At 66.7% G+C, this 17861-nt stretch carries 16 protein-coding genes; 6 read left to right on the top strand and 10 right to left on the bottom strand.

Annotated elements, in window-relative coordinates:
• Window positions 1-195 precede the first annotated feature (195 nt).
• Both mutS and A9975_RS00740 read left to right on the top strand, forming a co-directional pair.
• A complete protein-coding gene (gene mutS, locus A9975_RS00745) occupies window positions 196-2898 on the top strand; it encodes a DNA mismatch repair protein MutS (RefSeq protein ID WP_370563602.1) in 2703 nt (900 codons plus the stop codon).
• The gene (locus A9975_RS00740; RefSeq protein WP_255502982.1) at window positions 2895-3950 is read left to right on the top strand and encodes a hypothetical protein; all 1056 of its coding nucleotides are present in this window, start codon (window positions 2895-2897) and stop codon (window positions 3948-3950) included. Before mutS ends, A9975_RS00740 begins: the two co-directional genes overlap by 4 nt.
• A 95-nt stretch (window positions 3951-4045) precedes the next feature.
• Here the strand turns inward: A9975_RS00740 and A9975_RS00735 are convergent, their stop codons facing one another.
• Window positions 4046-4579 (bottom strand): peptidylprolyl isomerase, encoded by a 534-nt coding sequence (locus A9975_RS00735; RefSeq protein ID WP_043344946.1) that lies wholly within the window; start codon window positions 4577-4579, stop codon window positions 4046-4048.
• An 11-nt stretch (window positions 4580-4590) separates the two neighbouring features.
• On the opposite strand from A9975_RS00735, the gene A9975_RS00730 reads away from it, so the two are divergent.
• Window positions 4591-5799: a cupin domain-containing protein gene (locus A9975_RS00730; RefSeq protein ID WP_183030957.1), complete on the top strand. Its 1209-nt coding sequence runs from the start codon at window positions 4591-4593 to the stop codon at window positions 5797-5799.
• A 199-nt stretch (window positions 5800-5998) separates the two neighbouring features.
• The gene (locus tag A9975_RS37850) at window positions 5999-6232 is read left to right on the top strand and encodes a hypothetical protein (RefSeq protein ID WP_082054812.1); all 234 of its coding nucleotides are present in this window, start codon (window positions 5999-6001) and stop codon (window positions 6230-6232) included.
• A 98-nt stretch (window positions 6233-6330) separates the two neighbouring features.
• On the opposite strand, the gene A9975_RS00725 is transcribed toward A9975_RS37850, so the two are convergent.
• The 8 genes from A9975_RS00725 to A9975_RS00690 form a co-directional block, all read right to left on the bottom strand.
• Window positions 6331-7119 (bottom strand): MBL fold metallo-hydrolase, encoded by a 789-nt coding sequence (locus A9975_RS00725; RefSeq protein ID WP_183030956.1) that lies wholly within the window; start codon window positions 7117-7119, stop codon window positions 6331-6333.
• 79 nt (window positions 7120-7198) lie between these two features.
• Complete coding sequence (bamC, locus tag A9975_RS00720; RefSeq protein ID WP_183030955.1) at window positions 7199-8410, bottom strand: outer membrane protein assembly factor BamC; 1212 nt, start codon at window positions 8408-8410, stop codon at window positions 7199-7201.
• A 45-nt stretch (window positions 8411-8455) separates the two neighbouring features.
• Window positions 8456-9340, bottom strand: coding sequence for a 4-hydroxy-tetrahydrodipicolinate synthase (gene dapA / locus A9975_RS00715; RefSeq protein ID WP_183030954.1), 885 nt, complete (start codon window positions 9338-9340; stop codon window positions 8456-8458).
• Window positions 9341-9490: 150 nt separating this feature from the next.
• Window positions 9491-10087 carry a class I SAM-dependent methyltransferase gene (locus A9975_RS00710; protein WP_183030953.1) on the bottom strand — a complete coding sequence of 199 codons (597 nt, stop codon included), beginning with the start codon at window positions 10085-10087 and terminating at the stop codon, window positions 9491-9493.
• Window positions 10084-11286, bottom strand: a complete 1203-nt coding sequence (locus A9975_RS00705) for a tryptophan--tRNA ligase (RefSeq protein WP_183030952.1) — start codon at window positions 11284-11286, stop codon at window positions 10084-10086. The genes A9975_RS00710 and A9975_RS00705 overlap by 4 nt, the downstream gene beginning before the upstream one ends.
• Before the next feature lie 83 nt (window positions 11287-11369).
• Window positions 11370-12035, bottom strand: a complete 666-nt coding sequence (locus A9975_RS00700; protein WP_174422809.1) for a site-2 protease family protein — start codon at window positions 12033-12035, stop codon at window positions 11370-11372.
• Between the two features lie 48 nt (window positions 12036-12083).
• Entirely contained in the window at window positions 12084-12707 is a 624-nt protein-coding gene (locus A9975_RS00695) for an L-threonylcarbamoyladenylate synthase (protein ID WP_174422810.1), read from the bottom strand.
• A gap of 141 nt (window positions 12708-12848) precedes the next feature.
• The gene (locus A9975_RS00690; protein WP_183030951.1) at window positions 12849-13694 is read right to left on the bottom strand and encodes a 3',5'-nucleoside bisphosphate phosphatase; all 846 of its coding nucleotides are present in this window, start codon (window positions 13692-13694) and stop codon (window positions 12849-12851) included.
• Between the two features lie 214 nt (window positions 13695-13908).
• Between A9975_RS00690 and A9975_RS00685 the strand changes: the two genes are divergently transcribed.
• Window positions 13909-15021, top strand: coding sequence for an FAD-dependent oxidoreductase (locus A9975_RS00685; protein ID WP_370563604.1), 1113 nt, complete (start codon window positions 13909-13911; stop codon window positions 15019-15021).
• Between the two features lie 27 nt (window positions 15022-15048).
• On the opposite strand, the gene A9975_RS00680 is transcribed toward A9975_RS00685, so the two are convergent.
• The gene (locus A9975_RS00680; protein WP_183030950.1) at window positions 15049-15942 is read right to left on the bottom strand and encodes an alpha/beta fold hydrolase; all 894 of its coding nucleotides are present in this window, start codon (window positions 15940-15942) and stop codon (window positions 15049-15051) included.
• A gap of 150 nt (window positions 15943-16092) precedes the next feature.
• Here A9975_RS00680 and A9975_RS00675 point away from each other — a divergent pair, with 150 nt between their 5' ends.
• Entirely contained in the window at window positions 16093-17826 is a 1734-nt protein-coding gene (locus tag A9975_RS00675; RefSeq protein ID WP_183030949.1) for an acyl-CoA synthetase, read from the top strand.
• Window positions 17827-17861 lie beyond the last annotated feature (35 nt).

The following is a 17861-nucleotide window of genomic DNA, read 5'->3' as shown; positions in this document are numbered from 1 at the left end:
ATCCTGCATCCTTCCTGCCCCCTTCCGCCCCCTTCTCGCCCTGCTCGCCCCCTTCGGTGCCCGGCTCGCAGTAAAATGCCGGTTTTATCCGCGCCCGCCCATCCAAGGCGCCTGCCGCGCACGCCGCGCCAGGCCCGCGGGCCGCCGGAGTACCCGAAAACAGGCGGCTTCGCCAAAGCCGCCCGAGAGGATTGCATGTCCGTAGAACCCCGACAGTCCGCCAAGACCGAGCCCAAGGCCGGCAGCGCGGAAAAGCACACGCCCATGATGGCGCAGTACCTCGGCCTGAAAGCCGACCATCCGGACACCTTGCTGTTCTACCGGATGGGCGACTTCTACGAGCTCTTCCACGACGATGCCGAAAAGGCTTCGCGCCTGCTCGACATCACCCTGACGTCGCGCGGCAGCTCCAACGGCGTGCCAATCCGCATGGCCGGGATCCCCTTCCATTCGGTGGACCAATACCTCGCGCGGCTGGTCAAGCTGGGTGAATCGGTGGCGATCTGCGAGCAGATCGGCGACCCGGCCACCAGCAAGGGGCCGGTGGAGCGCAAGGTGGTGCGCATCGTCACGCCGGGCACGCTGACCGACGCGGCACTGCTGCCGGACAAGGTCGACACCTACCTGATGGCGGTGCACCAGCAAACCACGCGCCGCGGCGTGAGCAAGACCGGGCTGGCCTGGCTCAACCTGGCTAGCGGCGAGCTGCGCCTGATGGAGTGCGAGGTGGCGCAGCTCGGCCGCGAACTGGAGCGGATCCGCCCGGCGGAGCTGCTGTATGCCGATGGCATCGAGCTGCCTGCGCTGGAGTGCGCACGTACCCGGCTGCCGGAATGGCATTTCGACCAGGAAGCCGGCACCCGCCGCCTGCGCGAGCAGCTCGGCGTGGCCAGCCTCGATCCGTTTGGCTGTGCCGGGCTGGGCGCGGCGCTCGGCGCAGCCGGCGCGCTGCTGAACTACGCGGCCTCCACCCAGGGGCAGTCGCTGCGCCACGTGAAGGGCGTGACGGTCGAGCGCGAATCCGAATTCGTTGGCCTGGACACCGCCACGCGGCGCAACCTGGAACTGACCGAGACCCTGCGCGGCGGCGAGTCGCCGACGCTGTTCTCGCTGCTGGACACCTGCGCCACCGCCATGGGCAGCCGCCTGCTGCGCCACTGGCTGCACCATCCGCTGCGCGACAGCGCCATCCCGCAGGCGCGCCAGCAGGCCATCGGCGCGCTGATCGGCCAGGGCACCGACGCGCTGCGCGCGGCGCTGCGCCGGCTGTCCGACGTGGAACGCATTACCGCACGCCTGGCCCTGATGAATGCGCGCCCGCGCGACCTGTCCTCGCTGCGCGACACCCTGACCGCCCTGCCCGACGTGCAAGCCTGCCTGCGCGCAGACGATGCCGCACCGTTGCTCAATCAGACGCTGACGGAGCTGGCAGTGCCCTGGGAATGCCATGCCCTGCTGGCCAGCGCGGTGGCGCCGGAGCCGGCCACCGTGATCCGCGACGGCGGCGTGATCGCCCGTGGCTACGATGCCACGCTCGACGAGCTGCGCGATATCTCGGAGAACTGCGGCCAGTTCCTGGTCGACCTGGAAGCCCGCGAGCGCACTCGCACCGGCATCGCCAACCTGCGCGTGGAATACAACCGTGTGCATGGCTTCTATATCGAGGTGACCAACGGCCAGGCCGACAAGGTCCCCGACGACTACCGCCGCCGCCAGACGCTGAAGAACGCCGAGCGCTACATCACGCCCGAGCTCAAGGTCTTCGAGGACAAGGCCCTGTCAGCGCAAGACCGCGCACTAGTGCGCGAGAAGCAGCTGTACGAGGCGTTGCTCCAGCAGTTGCTGCCGCATATTGGCGAGTTGCAGCGGGTTGCCGGCGCGCTCGCGCGCCTGGACGTCCTCGCGGCGCTGGCCGAGCGCGCGCAGACGCTGGACTGGACCCAGCCCGAGCGCGTCGCGGAGAACGTGATCGACCTGACCCAGGGCCGCCATCCGGTCGTGGAGGGCCAACTCGCCGCGGAATCCGTGCCGTTCATCGCCAATGATTGCCAGTTGACGGAAGCGCGCAAGCTGCTGCTGATCACCGGCCCGAACATGGGCGGTAAATCGACCTTCATGCGCCAGACCGCGCTGATCGTGCTGCTGGCTTGCGTGGGCGCCTATGTACCGGCGCGGCGCGCAGTGATCGGCCCGATCGATCGCATCTTCACCCGTATCGGCGCGGCCGACGACCTCGCGGGCGGGCGCTCCACCTTCATGGTGGAAATGACCGAGGCCGCCAGCATCCTGCACAACGCCACGCCGGCCAGCCTGGTGCTGATGGACGAGATCGGCCGTGGCACGTCGACCTTCGACGGCCTCGCGCTGGCGTGGGCGATCGCGCGTCACCTGCTGGCGCATAACCGCAGCCATACGCTGTTCGCCACCCATTATTTCGAGCTGACGCAACTGCCGCAGGAATTCACGCAGGCGGCCAATGTCCACCTGTCCGCGGTCGAGCATGGCGATGGCATCGTCTTCCTGCATGCGGTGCAGGACGGCCCCGCCAGCCAGAGCTACGGCCTGCAGGTGGCGCAGCTGGCGGGCGTGCCGCAGCCGGTGATCCGCGCCGCGCGCAAGCACCTGGCCTGGCTGGAGCAACAGTCGGCGGACGCCACGCCCACGCCGCAGCTGGACCTGTTCGCCGCGCCGCCCTCGCCCCCTGACGATGACGACGACTACCTGGAACAAAGCGATGGCGGAGGCAATGGCCAGCCCGTCAACGCGATTTCCGCACAGCAAGCCGCCTTGCTAGACGCGGTGGCCGAGCTCGACCCGGACAGCCTGACGCCGCGCGACGCGCTTGACGCGCTCTATCGGCTGCGCGCGCTCGCCAAGGATGCCGTAGCCACCGCATGACGCCAAACGGGATCATGCGCCAGCGCTGGCAGCGCCTGGCCGGACTGGCCATGCTGGGCGTGCTGCTGGCGCTGCCCGCGCTGCCGGGCCAGGCGGCGAACCGTGCCCGGGCTCCGGTTCCGGCACCGGCCGCCGAAACGACACGCGTGGCCTTGATCGCCGACCAGCCGCAGTGGCCGGCCGCCGAAGCCGGCACCGCCCGCCTGCTCGATTTCCTGGCCGCGCGCCGGCTGGAGTTTGTCGTCCATCTGGGCGGCATCAAGGGCGATACCGAATCCTGCGGCGACACCCTGCTTTCCGCTCGCCAGCGGCTACTCGACCAGTCGCCGCTGCCGCTCGTCTACCTGCCTGGCGAAACCGACTGGGCGGAATGCGCTCGCGCCGCCAACGGGCGCTTCGATGCGGTGGAGCGGCTGAACCGCCTGCGCGAGCTGTTCTATCCGGCTGATACCACGCTGGGCCAGCGGGTGCTGCCGCTGATGCGACAGTCCGAACAGGCTACCTTTCGCAGCTATCGGGAAAATGTGCGCTGGCACGCCGGGAGCGTCATGCTGGTGGGGTTGAACCTGCCGGGCGACAACAATCACTATCGCTCGGAAGGCGGGCGCAACGGCGAGTTCGAGGATCGCCGCGAGGCCAACCGCCAATGGCTGGCACGCGCGTTCTCGCTGGCGCAGCAGCAGAACCTGCCCGGCATCGTGCTGCTCATGCATGCCGACCCGCAGTTCGGCAACGGCTGGGAGCAGCGCGGCAAGCCCTCCCTGTTCGATGGCTTCCTGCGCCGGCGCACGCGCGATGGCTTCCTGGAGTTCAAGCGCCAGTTGCGTGAGCTGGCCGGGCGCTACCGGGGCCAGGTCCTGCTGGTGCATACCGGCCTGGGCGGCTTCGGCATCGACACGCCACTGAAAGATGCCAGCGGCAAGACGCTGCGCAACGTCTCCCGCGTGGTGTTGCCAAGCGGCGCGCCCGGCCAGTACACCGAACTGGTGATCACGCCGGGGTCGCCGTCGCTGTTCGAGGTCACGCTCAAGGACGGCCCCGAGGCGGAATGAATGGCGTCAGCCCAACCCCGCAGGGACAAAGAAAAAGCCGGCGATGCCGGCTTTATTCGTGGGACTTTCCGCGAGGGCGCGCGCGCGTGGCGCACTCAGTGCAGCGTGCGGCTGCTGTCGCCTTCGTCGTCCTCATCTTCGTCCACGACTTCGATGCCCGAGGCGCCATGCGCGTGGCCGTGCTGTACTTCGTCGCCCGTGGCTTCGCGGACTTCCGCTACCTGCAGCCAGAAACGCAGCGCCATGCCGGCCAGCGGGTGGTTGCCATCCAGCACCACCTTGTCTTCGGCCACATCGGTCACGGTGTAGATGATCGAGTCTTCGTCGTCGCCGTCTTCGGGCACGCCTTCGAACTGCATGCCGACTTCCAGCGGCTCGGGGAAACGGTCGCGCGGCTCTACCTTGACCATATCGGCGTCGTAATCGCCGAAGGCTTCCTCGGGCTCAAGCTGCAACTGGGTCTCAAAGCCGGCTTCATGGCCTTCGAGCGCTTCCTCGATCTTGGGGAACGTGCCATCATATCCGCCGTGCAAGTAAACCATCGGCTCATCCGACTCCTCGATCAGATTGCCCTGCGCATCCGACAGCTTGTACACCACGGATACCACCGTGTTCTTAGCGATTTTCAATTCTTGACTCCATGAACGATTCCGCATTATACGCGCAGGCCTTGCCCCCCGGCCCCGTCGATCCTGACGCGCCGCTCACCCTCCTGGGTGGCATGACGCCAGCTGCTTTCATGCGCGATATCTGGCACCGCAAACCCCTGCTGATTCGACAAGCCGTACCGGGAATCGTGCCGCCGGTATCGCGCGAGTCGCTTTTCCAACTGGCCGACCGCGACGACGTCGAATCGCGCCTGGTGTCGCACTTTCGCAACCGCTGGAAGCTCGAACAAGGCCCCTTCGCCGCCGATAACCTGCCCTCGCGCAATGCCCGTCAATGGTCGCTGCTGGTGCAGGGCGTCAATCTCCACGATAGTGCAGCCGCGGACTTGCTGGGGCAATTCCGTTTCGTCCCGGATGCGCGCCTGGACGACCTGATGGTCAGCTACGCCACCGACGGCGGCGGCGTGGGCCCGCACTTCGATTCCTACGACGTTTTTCTGTTGCAAGTATCGGGCCGGCGCCGCTGGCGCATCTCGTCCCAGACCAAGCTCGACCTGGTCCCGGACCTGCCGCTCAAGATCCTGGCGGACTTCACGGCCGAGGAAGAATGGGTGCTGGAGCCCGGCGATATGCTTTACCTGCCACCTCAGTACGCCCACGACGGCGTGGCCGACGGCGAGTGCATGACGTATTCGATCGGCTTTCGCGCACCGGCCTACCGCGAACTGGCGGGGCACTTCCTGGCCTGGCTCTCGGAAACGGTCGAGGACAACGAGGACTTGAGCGGGCGCTACGCGGATGCCGGTGAGCCGGCAACGGCACATCCGGCTCAACTGCCGGCCCAGATGGTGCGCGCGGTGACCGAGAAGCTGAGCGCCCTCCGTTGGTCGGGTAGCATGGTCTCGGAGTTTCTGGGTGCGCATCTCTCCGAGCCCAAGCCAAGCGTGGAGTTTGCGGAAATATCCGAAATCACGCTGAAGAAATACAACAAACTCGCCCTGTCTCACGGCGTCGTGCTTGCGCCGGGATCGATTGCGTTGTATGACCGCACCCATTTCTTTATCAATGGCGAAGCCTACGAGCCGCCCTCGGCGCTGGCGCGCTGGCTGCGCCTGCTGGCGGACCAGCGCTGCCTGAGCGCCGCGGAAGTGGCTGCCTGCGCGGATCTGCCGGATCTGATGGAAACTTTCCATCACTGGGCGCTGGAGGGTTGGCTGCAATTCGGACCCGCTTCGCTGTAATAATCCGTAACAACCAAAAACAGGAAAAGACAGCGCTACACAAGCCGGGAAAACGCGGATATAATCACCGGCTGGCTAGTACTGTGTACCACTGCATTTGTCGGCACCCGGGAGAGCCTCTATTTTGCAGTTCAAGAGCGATAATTACCGGTAATTATTCATCGCCTGTTTTTCTGTTATTAAAGTTAAAGGACGAACAATGAAGAAGTCTCTCCTGATCGCATCGCTGCTCGCCGCCGTTGCTCTCGCCGCTTGCGGCAAGAAGGAAGAAGCCGCTGCTCCGGCACCGGAAGCTTCGGCTCCGGCTGCTGCCGCTCCGGCTGAAGCATCGGCTCCGGCTGCTGCTCCCGCTGCTGACGCATCGGCTCCGGCTGCTGCCGCTGACGCATCGGCACCGGCTGCTGACGCATCGGCTCCGGCTGCTAAGCAGTAATCGGTCTCGACCGATAAAAAAGCCGACCTTCGGGTCGGCTTTTTTACGTCTGTAGCTTTTACGTCTGCAGGCTTCGCCCGCGGATTGTCCGCCCCGCCTCAGGCCTTGACCGGCTGCCAGCCCAGTCCTTCGTGCTGGTCCGCCACCAGGATTTCGCCTGACGACACGCCCAGCACCGTGGCCAGTGCCTGGGTGGCCAGCTCCCGGGTGTTGTTCTGTTGGCTCAGGTGCGCGGCCACCACGCGCTGCAGCCCCGCATGCGCCACTCGCTCCAGGATGCCGGCCGCCACTTCATTGGCAAGGTGGCCAAAATCGCCGCCAATGCGCTGCTTCAGCGAATACGGGTAGGCGGAATTGCGCAGCATCTCCCGATCGTGGTTACATTCCAGCACCAGGGCATGCACCCCCGCCAGCCGCGCGGTGACGTAAGGCGTCTCCATGCCGGCATCGGTCAGCACGCCCAGGCGGGCGTCGCCGTCACTTAGCACGAACTGCAACGGCTCTCGCGCATCGTGCGGCACGGTGTATGGGAGGATGTGGAGGTTGCCGATCACCAACGGATGGTCGGCACCACACACGCGCACGTCGGCCTTGTCCGCCCCGCGCATGTGCGAGGTGGCAAGCCAGGTGCCATGGCTGGTATGTACCGGCAGGTCGTGACGGGAAGCAAAGGCGTAGGCCGAGCCGACATGATCGCCGTGCTCGTGGGTAACCAGCACGGCATCGAGCTGATCCGGCGTGATGCCGAGCCGCTCCAGCCGCCGCGCGGTTTCGCGAATGCCGAAGCCGCAATCGAGCAACACCCTGGTCGTGGTGGCGCCCTCTTGCGACTCGATCAACAGGGAATTGCCCTCGCTGCCGCTACCGAGGAAGGCAAAGCGCATCATGCGCCTGCCTCCCCTGGCAGTCCGGCGAGCCACCCCGCGGCCGGGCGCCGCGGGGTGGTTTGCGTGACCCGCATGCCGGTCAGCGCAGTTGCTCGTCGAGCAGCGAAAGAATGCGTTTGCCGACTTCGGTGCCTTCCGGCTGACCCGCATCGTTCTGCACCGTCACGGTCGTGCCGGTGCCATCACCCTTCAGTGCCACGCGATACTTCTTCGCCTTCTTGCTGTCCTCGGTGCCGGTCTTGGTGAACAGCTTCGAGAAGAAACCGCGGTTGTCCACGGTGTCGCGCGGGTCGACATAGCGCACGTAGTACAGGCCTTGCGCGCGGTCACGGTCTTCCACCGTAAAGTTCACGCGGTCCAGCGCCAGGCCCACCGAGCGCCAGGCACGGTCGAACGGCTCGGACAACTGCAGTGCCTGGCTGCCATTGACCTGGGTCAGGTTGGCATTGGCGCTACTAGGTGCTGCTCCCTTTGCCGCAGTGGTGCCCGCAGCGGCGGCTGCCGGCGAAGCGGGATTCTTGGCCATGCGGTCGGCCTGCTCCTTCTGCACGCCCAGGCGCTGCGCGAAGCGCGAAAGGAATTCGGCCTCCAGCTCAGGATCGGAGGGGCGCGGCGTCCAGGTCGTGGTCGACTTGTCGATGCCGGTCAGTTGCTCCTGCGCACCACGGTGGCTGATGAAGACTTCCAGGTTGCCGTTCTGCGCGCGCTCCACGCGCGTGCGGAACTTGTCGCGCTCGGATGTCGAGTACAGCCCGTCGAAGACCTTGCCGATCGTGTTGCGGATGAAATCCTGCGGGATCTTGGCGCGGTTCTCGGCCCAGTCGGTTTCCATGATGCCGGTCTCTGGCGAGTCCTGCACCAGCAGGAAACCGCTCTCCTGCCAGAATTCACGCATCGACTGCCACAGCTTGTCCGCCGGCATGCCGTTGCTGATCACCAGCCAGCGCTGGTTGCCGTCGCGCTCCATGCGGATGCCTTGCGTGGAGGGCAGCACGTTCTCGGTGCCCACCTGCTGCTGCACGACCTTGTTCGACTGGTTGTAGGTCGACAAGGTGGACGTGCCGTTCTGGTCCGGCACGGAGTAGCGGCGGTCGCCTTCGATCTTGGTCAGGTCCGGCGGCACGTCCAGCGTGGAGGTGCGCTTGGCGGCGGACTTGTAGTCGATCTTGTCGGGCGCCATCGCGTCGTTGATGCTGCTGCAACCGGACATCGCGCTTGCCACGAGCACGGGCAAGACCAGGGCGGCACGGCCAACTTGCGTTGCACCGTGGCGGTTAAGCTTGAGTTTCATTGACACGCAATCCTAGTTGAGGGATGACGGCAAAACACCGTGCGATCAGCCGAGCAGGCCGGCCGCCGACAGCGCCTTGCGCACCACATCGTGGTATTCCGGTGACAGCGGAGTAAGCGGGAGGCGGATGCCGCCCTGCATTCTGCCCATTTGCTGGAGCGCCCACTTGACGGGAATCGGGTTGGCCTCGACGAACATCGCCTTGTTCAGCGCAACCAGTTCCATATGGATGCGACGCGCGGTAATCGCGTCGCCCTTCAGGGCAGCCACGCACAATTCGTGCATCTTGCGCGGCGCCACGTTGGCCGTGACGGAGATATTGCCATGGCCGCCCAGCAGCATCAGGGCAATCGCCGTGGGATCGTCGCCACTGTAGATGGAGAAGCCCTGCGGCGCATCCTTGATCAGTTGCGCGGCACGGTCGATATTGCCGGTCGCTTCCTTGACGCCGATGATGCCCGGCACCTGCGCCAGGCGCAGGATGGTTTCGTGCTGCATGTCGGCCACGGTACGGCCCGGCACGTTGTACAGCACGACAGGCAGTTCCACCGCTTCCGCGATCGTGCGGAAATGGCGATACATGCCTTCCTGGGTGGGCTTGTTGTAGTAGGGCACCACCTGCAGCGACGCATCGGCGCCGACCTGCTTGGCAAACGCGGTCAGCTCGATCGCTTCCTTGGTCGAGTTGCCGCCGGTGCCGGCGATGATCGGGATGCGCTTGTCGGCCTGCTCCACGGCGACGCGGATCAGTTCGCAATGCTCATCCACGTTCACCGTGGGCGACTCGCCAGTGGTGCCGACGATCACGATGCCATCGGTGCCCTCGGCCACGTGCCAGTCGACCAGGGCGCGCAGCGCGGGGAAATCCAGGCTGCCATCTTCCTGCATCGGCGTCACGATAGCGACGATGCTGCCGTTAATCTGTGTCATAACGTTTGAGAATTCGAGAAACGAATACCGCGATTGTACCGGATACCCAAGGCCTTCCGACCGCACCTTCGACCGCGGAAAACCCAAGGCAGTTCAACGCGTGAAGCCCAGGTCTCGCCGACCGGGCCCGCAAATAACCGGGGCCGCACTTCAGCCCGGCAAAGGATACCGCGGCGGCGCTCCGCCGCCTGTTTTGCCTATTTCTTCGCGAATCGCGCAAATACGCTGCACAAAGGCAGCTTTAGGCACCTCCAACGCACCATCTTCGTAGGCAATCACCCGCAAGATGCCGTGCACGGCATCCAGCAACTCGCCCGGCTGCAACAGGAAATCCGGGTTCGAAGGCTTGCCCACGGTCTCGTTGCCAGCCGCGAAGGTTTCGTAAATCAATACGCCGCCCGGCGCCAGCGCAGCGAACAGATGTGCCCAAAGCGGCCTGTGCAGGTAATTGGTGACCACGATCGCGTCGAAGCCCGGCTCATCCGCCAGCGGCCACGTGCCCTGCTCCAGGTCGGCCGTGCGCGTGGCGACGCCTTCGGGCAAAGCCGCCAGCGCGGCCAATGCCGCCGCATCGCGATCGACGCCCAGCACCGCATGGCCCCGGCGCGCGAACCAGATGGCGTGCCGGCCATTGCCGCAGGCCAGGTCGAGCACGCGGCCGCCCGGGCGCACCAGATGCGCCCAGCGCGCCACCCACGGCGACGGTGCGCCCAGCGGCGCGTGGGGGATGCCCGCCGCCGTGCTCACCGGTACCCCAGGCCCATGGCGGCGCGCACATCGCGCATCGTCTCGCGCGCCACCTGGCTGGCCTGGTCGCAGCCGTGGTCGACAATGGCGCGCAGCAGCGCGGGATCGTCCATGTATTTCTGCGCCCGCTCCAGCATGGGCTGCTGTTCGCGCAGGATGCCCTCGATCACCGGCTGCTTGCATTCGATGCAGCCGATGCCAGCGCTGCGGCAGCCCTTCTCGACCCACTCGCGGGTGGGCGCGTCCGTATAGACCTGGTGCAGTTGCCACACCGGGCACCGCGCCGGATCGCCGGCATCGGTGCGGCGCACGCGTGCCGGATCGGTCGGCATGGTACGTACCTTCTTCTCCACCGACGCCTTGTCCTCGCGCATGCGGATGGTGTTGCCATAGGACTTCGACATCTTCTGGCCGTCCAGCCCGGGCATGCGCGACGCCGCGGTCAGCAGCGCCTGCGGCTCGACCAGGATGGTCTTGCGCGAGCCGCCCAGGTAGCCCAGCAGCAACTCGCGGTCTTCGGCGGCCAGGCTCTGCGACTGGGCCACCAGCACGCCGCCCTCCTCGAGCGCCTCTGCCTTGCCCTGCTCCTGATAGGCGCGGCGCAGCTCCAGATAAGCCTTGGTGCGCTTGCCGCCCAGCTTTTTGGCGGCTTCCTGCGCCTGCGCCTCGAAGTCCGGCTGGCGCCCGTACAGATAGTTGAAGCGGCGCGCGATCTCGCGCGTGATCTCCACGTGCGGCACCTGGTCCTCGCCCACCGGCACGCGGCCGGCACGGTAGATCAGGATGTCGGCGGCCTGCAGCAGCGGATAGCCGAGAAAGCCGTAAGTGGAGAGATCCTTGTCCTTGAGCTTCTCGATCTGGTCCTTGTAGGTCGGCACCCGCTCCAGCCAGCTCAGCGGCGTGCCCATCGACAGCAGCAGGAACAGCTCGGCATGCTCGGGCACGCGGCTCTGGATGAACAGCGTGGCGCGCTCGGGATCGACGCCGGCGGCGAGCCAGTCGATCAGCATCTCCCACACGGATTCGCCGATCACCTCCGGCGATTCATAGTGCGTGGTGAGCGCATGCCAGTCTGCCACGAAGAAGAAACAGGGATATTCGGCCTGGAGCTGGACCCAGTTCTTGAGTACGCCGTGATAGTGGCCCAGGTGCAGCGCGCCGGTAGGCCGCATGCCGGAAAGAACGCGATCGGGAAACATGTCTATCTGTATTTGTGGGAATCGGTGCAGGTACGGGTACGCGTATTCGAGGTCTGCGCCGGCATGGGCGCCGGCGCCGCGGCTTACTGCACCAGAGCCAGGATGGGTTGCAGCATCAGCAACACCAGGCTCCTGAGCGCCCCCATCACCGGCTGCATCCACACTTTGGTGATCACGCCAGCCGCCACCAGCGCCAGCACCACGAAGATGCCATAGGGCTCGATGCGCGACACCGCATGCGCGATCCGCTGCGGCAACAACGCGGTCAGGACGCGGCCGCCATCAAGCGGCGGCACGGGGAACAGGTTGAACGCAGCCATCACCAGGTTGACCAGCACGCCGGCCTGCGCCATCTGGGTGAAGAACGGCTCCTGCACCCTGGCCACCACCAGGCCAACCGCCACCAGCGCCCACAGGAAGGCCTGCAGCACATTGCTGCCCGGGCCCGCCAGCGCCACCCACATGCCATGCCAGCGCGGATTGCGCAGGTGGTCGAAGGCGACCGGCACCGGCTTGGCGTAGCCGAAGACAAACTGTCCGCTGGTCATGAAATAGAGCAGCAGCGGCACCGCGATGGTGCCGATGGGATCGATATGGCGCGCCGGGTTCAGGCTGACGCGGCCCATCGAATAGGCGGTATTGTCGCCAAACAGCTTGGCCACGTAGCCGTGCGCGGCTTCATGCAGCGTGATGGCAAACAGGACCGGCAGCGCGTAGACCGCTAGGGTCTGAATCAGAGAGGAATCCATGGGTCACTATTGTACCGGGGCTGCGGCAAAGCGACTGTTCGGTGGCAATCACAGTCCAAAACGCTCGATATCGCCGCGTCCTTGCCGCACCAGCTCGGGCTCGCCGGCGGTCAGGTCGATCACCGTGGTTGGCTGCGCGGGCGCGGCGCCGCCACAGATCACCAGTTCCAGCTGTTTTTCCAGCCGCGCGCGGATCACCTCCGGCTCGTTGAGCGGGGCTTCGTCGCCCGGCAGCTGCAGGGTAGCCGAAATCAGCGGCTCGCCCACTTCGGCCAGCAGCGCCAGCGGAATGGGATGGTCGGGCACCCGCACGCCAATGGTCTTGCGGGCGGGATGCGAGAGCCGGCGCGGCACTTCCTTGGTGGCCTCGAGGATGAAGACGTAGGGCCCGGGCGTGGCGCCCTTGAGCCAGCGGTACTGCCGGTTGTCCACCCGCGCGAAGTTGCCAAGCTCCGACAAATCGCTGCACATCAGGGTCAGATGGTGCTTGTCGTCGATCCCGCGCAAGCGGCGCAGCCGCTCTACCGCGGCCTTGTCGTCGAGCCGGCAGGCCAGTGCGTAGCTGGAGTCGGTGGGCAAGGCAATCAGCCCGCCCTGCCCGATGATCTGCGCGGCCTGCTTGATCAGCCGGGATTGCGGGTTGAGCGGATGGATATCGAAGTATTGGGACATGTGCGGGCCTGGGGCGACCGGCCGCGGGATGGGCGCAAACGCCGCGCGCATTCCAGGCCAGTTCTGCGATGGGGAGAGGCGAAGGGAACGCATGGCGGGTTCGGGAGGGCTGGGCGCGGGACGGCCGTCGGCCGGCGCGGCTTACCAGTCATGCCAGACCGGGGTGACGGACGACGGCAGTGGCGGCAGCGAGCCCAGCTCGATCCGTCCCTCGCCCGGCCCGTGGAAGTCCGAGCCGCGCGAGCCCAGCAGGCCATAGTGATGCGCGACATTGGCATATTGGCGGTACTGTTCCGGCGTATGGCTGCCGGTGACCACCTCGACCGCGGCCCCGCCGAGCTGCTTGAACTCGTCAAACAGCGCATCGTGCTGGAGTTGTGTGTAGTTGTAGCGGCCTGGGTGCGCCATCACCGGGATACCGCCGGCCGCCTGGATCCAGCCCACCGCATCGGCCAGTTTGGCCCAGCGGTGCCCGACATAGCCCGGGCAACCTTCGCCGAGGTAGTCGTCAAACACCTCGCTGATGGTCTTGCACCGCCCTTCCTCCACCAGCCAGCGCGCGAAATGGGTGCGCGAGATCAGGTCGGGATTGCCGACGTGACGCAGCGCGCCCTCATAGGCGCCCTCGATGCCGATCGCGGCCAGCGCTTCGCCAATGTCCTGCGCCCTGGCGGCCCGCCCGGAGCGCGTGGCTGCCAGGCCATTGACCAGTGCCTGGCTTTCGGGATCGATCTGCAAGCCGACGATATGCACGGTCTGCCCGGCCCACGTCACCGAGATCTCCACCCCGGGCACGTAGCGCATGCCGAGCGCCTCGGCCGCGGCCCGCGCCCTGGCCTGGCCCTTGACCTCGTCATGGTCCGTCAGCGCCCAGAACGCCACGCCGCCGGCATGCGCGCGCGCGGCCACATCCTCGGGGGACAACATGCCGTCGGACACCGTGGAATGGCAATGCAGATCTGCGTTGATTGCGTGTGAATTTTGCATGCGTCTATTCTACTCTCGCGATAATTCCGCGTTAATCCAACTTCAATCCGACTTTAATCCGGTGCCAATGTGCGCCGCGTGGGCTGGCCCACACATGCGCGCCGATAGCCCTGCCGCCAACGCTGGCGTAGGGGGCGGGGCCGGCCCCGCGCGGTATAGTTGGGGCCTGACGACCCACCTGCCGGGCGCCGCCACGCGCGCCGCCCGCCACGCCATGCCGACCCGAACCCCTGCCTGCGCCACGCCTGATTCCCGCACCCCAACCGTCCCGGCCGACGTGATCCGCACCGATGTGCTGATCGTCGGCGCCGGCCCGGTCGGCCTGTTTGCTGCCTTCCAGGCGGGCGTACTGGGGCTGAAGTGCGAGCTCATCGACGTGCTGGACCGCGCCGGCGGACAGTGCACCGAGCTCTACCCGGAAAAGCCCATCTACGACATCCCCGCGGTGCCGGGCTGCCTGGCGCAGGACTTGGTCGACCGCCTGCTCGAGCAATGCGCGCCGTTCGCCTTTCCCATGCATTTCAACGAGCGCGCCAACGGCCTGGCCGAGGTCCCGCCCGAACCTCACGCCACAGCCGGCCATGAGCACCCGCACCGCCTGCTGGTCACAACCGACACCGGCAAGCGCTTCGACGTGGCCGCGGTGCTGATCTGCGCCGGCGCTGGCGCTTTCGCCCCGCAACGCGTGGCGCTGCCCGAGGCCGCCGCGCTGGAAGACCGCCACCTGCACTACGCGGTGCGCGACACCACGCGTTTCGCCGGCAAGCGCGTGGTGGTGGCCGGCGGCGGAGATTCCGCCCTGGACTGGGCGCTGGCGCTGCGCAAGACCGCGGCGCGCGTTACGCTGCTGCACCGCCGGGAAGGCTTTCGCGCGGCCGACGGTACGGTGGCCGAAATGCGCGCGGCCGTGGCCGCCGGCGAGATGGACTTCGTGGTGGGCATGCTGGGCGCGCTCAAGACCGAAGGCGGCTCCCTGGCCGGGGTCGACATTCGTACCCGGGAGGACACGATCAGCCTGCCTGCCGACGAACTCGTCGCGCTGTACGGCCTCGTCTCCGAGCCCGGCCCGATTGCCCAGTGGGACCTCGACATGCGCGCCGGGCGCATCATGGTGGATACCACCACCTACGAAACGTCCCGCCGCGGCATTTTCGCCGCGGGCGACATCGCCTTCTATCCCAACAAGCAAAAGCTCATCCTCTCGGGCTTCCACGAGGCAGCCCTGGCCCTGCGGCGCGCCTATCACTATGCCTTCCCGGAAAAGGCGCTGGTCCATGTGCACACCAGCAACAACGCCACGCTCAAGGAAAAACTGACGCACGCCTGAGCGCGGCAGCATGCACGGCCCACGGCGTCAGACGCAGAAAGACTCGACCAGCCCGGCCACCACCCGCGGCTGGTCGTGATGCAGCATATGGCCGGCGTCATCGACAATGGCCTCGCGGAAATCGCGAAACACCTTGAAGCGCTGCTTGAACTCCTCCAGCGGCTGGCCCTTTGCAATGTGGCTGAGCGTCTGCGAGTTGCGCGCTTCCACGTGCAGCACCGGCGCGGTGGCCTGCGCCCAGATCGCCATTACTTCGTCGAGCCGGTAGAGCACCGGATTGACCATCTTGTGCGCGGCATCGCCCAAGATCTCCCAGCGGCCTTGCGCATTGCGCGCTGACCAGTGCTCGGCCAGGAAGGCGGCGCGGTCATCGGGCAGACGCGGATTGGTCTTCTGCAGCCGTGCCGCCACCGCCCCCACGCTGTCATAGGAGCGCAACGGCTGGCGCTCGCGCAACTCGTCGAGCCAGCGCGCATAGCGCCCGGGCGCTTGCTCGGCGCGCGTGCCTGTCATGCCAAATCCCTCCAGGTCAACCACGCGGCGCACCCGCTCGGGGCGGATGCCGGCGTAGAAGCAGGCCACGTTGGCGCCCATGCTGTGCCCCACCAGGTTCACCGGCGCGTCCGGCTGGTAGTGGTCGAGTACGGCCTCGAGATCGGCGACATAGTCGGGAAACCAGTAGGACTCGGTGCCGGGATAGCGTGTCGGCCAGTCGGTCTGGCCAAAGCCGCGCCAGTCGGGGGCGATCACGTGCCAATCGCGTTCCAGCGCGTCCACCATGAACTGGAACGAGGCGGCCACGTCCATCCAGCCATGCAGCAGGAACAAGGTGGGCGCACCGGGCTCGCCCCAGTGGCGCACGTGCATATTGAGGCCGCGCAACGTGATAAATTCCGAGCGCGAGGTTTCTCTTATTGTCATGGTGTCTCCCCGGGTGCCTTTTCCCTGATCGTGGCGGACGCTTTCACCCGCGGCAACGGGGAAGCCTAAAAATAGAACGATCGTTCGTTTGCGGATTATAGCGGCAAGCCGGCCCGGCCCGCATCCCGAACGCAACCCAGGAGACCCAGCATGGCCGCACCCGCCCTGCCAGCCAGCCGGCGCGACGACTATCCCGCGCTACATTCGCAATTCCACTGGCATGTGCCCGAGTTTTTCAACCTGGCCGACGCGTGCTGCGGGCGCTGGGCGCGCGACCCAGCCACGATGGATCGCATCGCGGTCCACACCGAGCACGAAGACGGGCGCCGCGCCAGCTACAGCTACGCCTTCATCCAGGCCGAGGCCGATCGCCTCTCCCGGGCGCTGCGCACGCTGGGTGTGGCGCGGGGCGACCGCGTGGGCATCGTCATGCCGCAGCGCATCGAGACGGTGATTGCGCATATGGCGATCTACCAGCTCGGCGCCATCGCCATGCCGTTGTCGATGCTGTTCGGCCCGGAAGCCCTGGCGTACCGCCTCCAGCACAGCGAGGCGTGCCTGGCGATTGCCGACGAATCCTCGATCGACAACGTGCTGGCGGCGCGCGCGGAGTGCCCGGCACTGGCCACGGTGATCGGCGTCGGTGCCGCCGTGGGCCGCGCGGAGCACGACTGGGATGCGCTGCTGGCCGCCGAGCTGCCGGCGTTCACCGCAGTCGTGACCAAGGCCGACGAGGCGGCGGTGCTGATCTACACCAGCGGCACCACCGGCCCGCCCAAGGGCGCCCTGATCCCGCACCGCGCGCTGATAGGCAACCTACCCGGCTTCGTCTGTTCGCAAAACTGGTTTCCCCAAGCCGACGACGTGTTCTGGAGCCCGGCGGACTGGGCCTGGACCGGTGGGCTGTGGGATGCGCTGATGCCCACGCTGTATTTCGGCAAGACCATCGTGGGCTACCAGGGCAGGTTCTCCGCGCAAACCGCCTTCGAGCTGATGGCGCGCTATCGCGTCACCAATACCTTCCTGTTTCCCACCGCGCTCAAGCAGATGATGAAAACCTGCCCCGCGCCAAGCGAGCACTACCAGTTGCACCTGCGCGCGCTGATGAGCGCGGGCGAAGCCGTGGGGGAAACCGTGTTCGCCTGGTGCCGCGACGCGCTCGGCGTGGTCGTCAACGAAATGTTCGGCCAGACCGAGATCAACTACATCGCGGGCAACTGCACCGCGCAGAACAACGATGGCCAGCTAGGCTGGCCGGCGCGCCCGGGCTCGATGGGCAGGCCCTATCCTGGCCACCGCATCGCCGTGGTCGACGATGAAGGCAGGCCCTGCGCGGTGGGCGAGGACGGCGAGGTGGCCGTGTGCAGCACCGACGTCCACGGCCATCCCGACCCCGTGTTCTTCCTTGGCTACTGGCGCAATGAGGAGGCCACCGCCGGCAAGTACCTGGAGCACGACGGCCTGCGCTGGTGCCGCACGGGCGACCTGGCGCGCATCGACGAAGACGGCTACCTTTGGTACCAGGGGCGCGCCGACGATGTCTTCAAATCCTCCGGCTACCGCATTGGCCCGAGCGAGATCGAGAACTGCCTGCTCAAGCATCCCGCCGTGTCGAACTGCGCGGTGGTGCCCTCGCCGGACCCGGAGCGCGGCGCGGTGGTCAAGGCGTTCATCGTGCTGGTGCCATCGATCGTGCGTTCGGCGCAGGCCGACGCCACGCTGGTGGCCGAGCTGCAGCAGCATGTGCGCGGCCAGCTTGCGCCCTACGAGTATCCCAAGGCCATCGAGTTCATCGCGCAGTTGCCGATGACCACCACCGGCAAGATCCAGCGGCGCGTGCTGCGCGAGATCGAAGCCCGGCGCGCTGCGCCAGCGCACCCGTAGCACTGGCAGGCGGGCGCGGCCGCAAGGCTCTCGCC

The sequence above is a fragment of the Cupriavidus sp. UME77 genome, assembly GCF_014170355.1.
GTDB lineage: Bacteria > Pseudomonadota > Gammaproteobacteria > Burkholderiales > Burkholderiaceae > Cupriavidus > Cupriavidus basilensis.
Note: the sequence above shows the minus strand (reverse complement) of the source record. Positions and strands in the feature narration are given on the sequence as shown.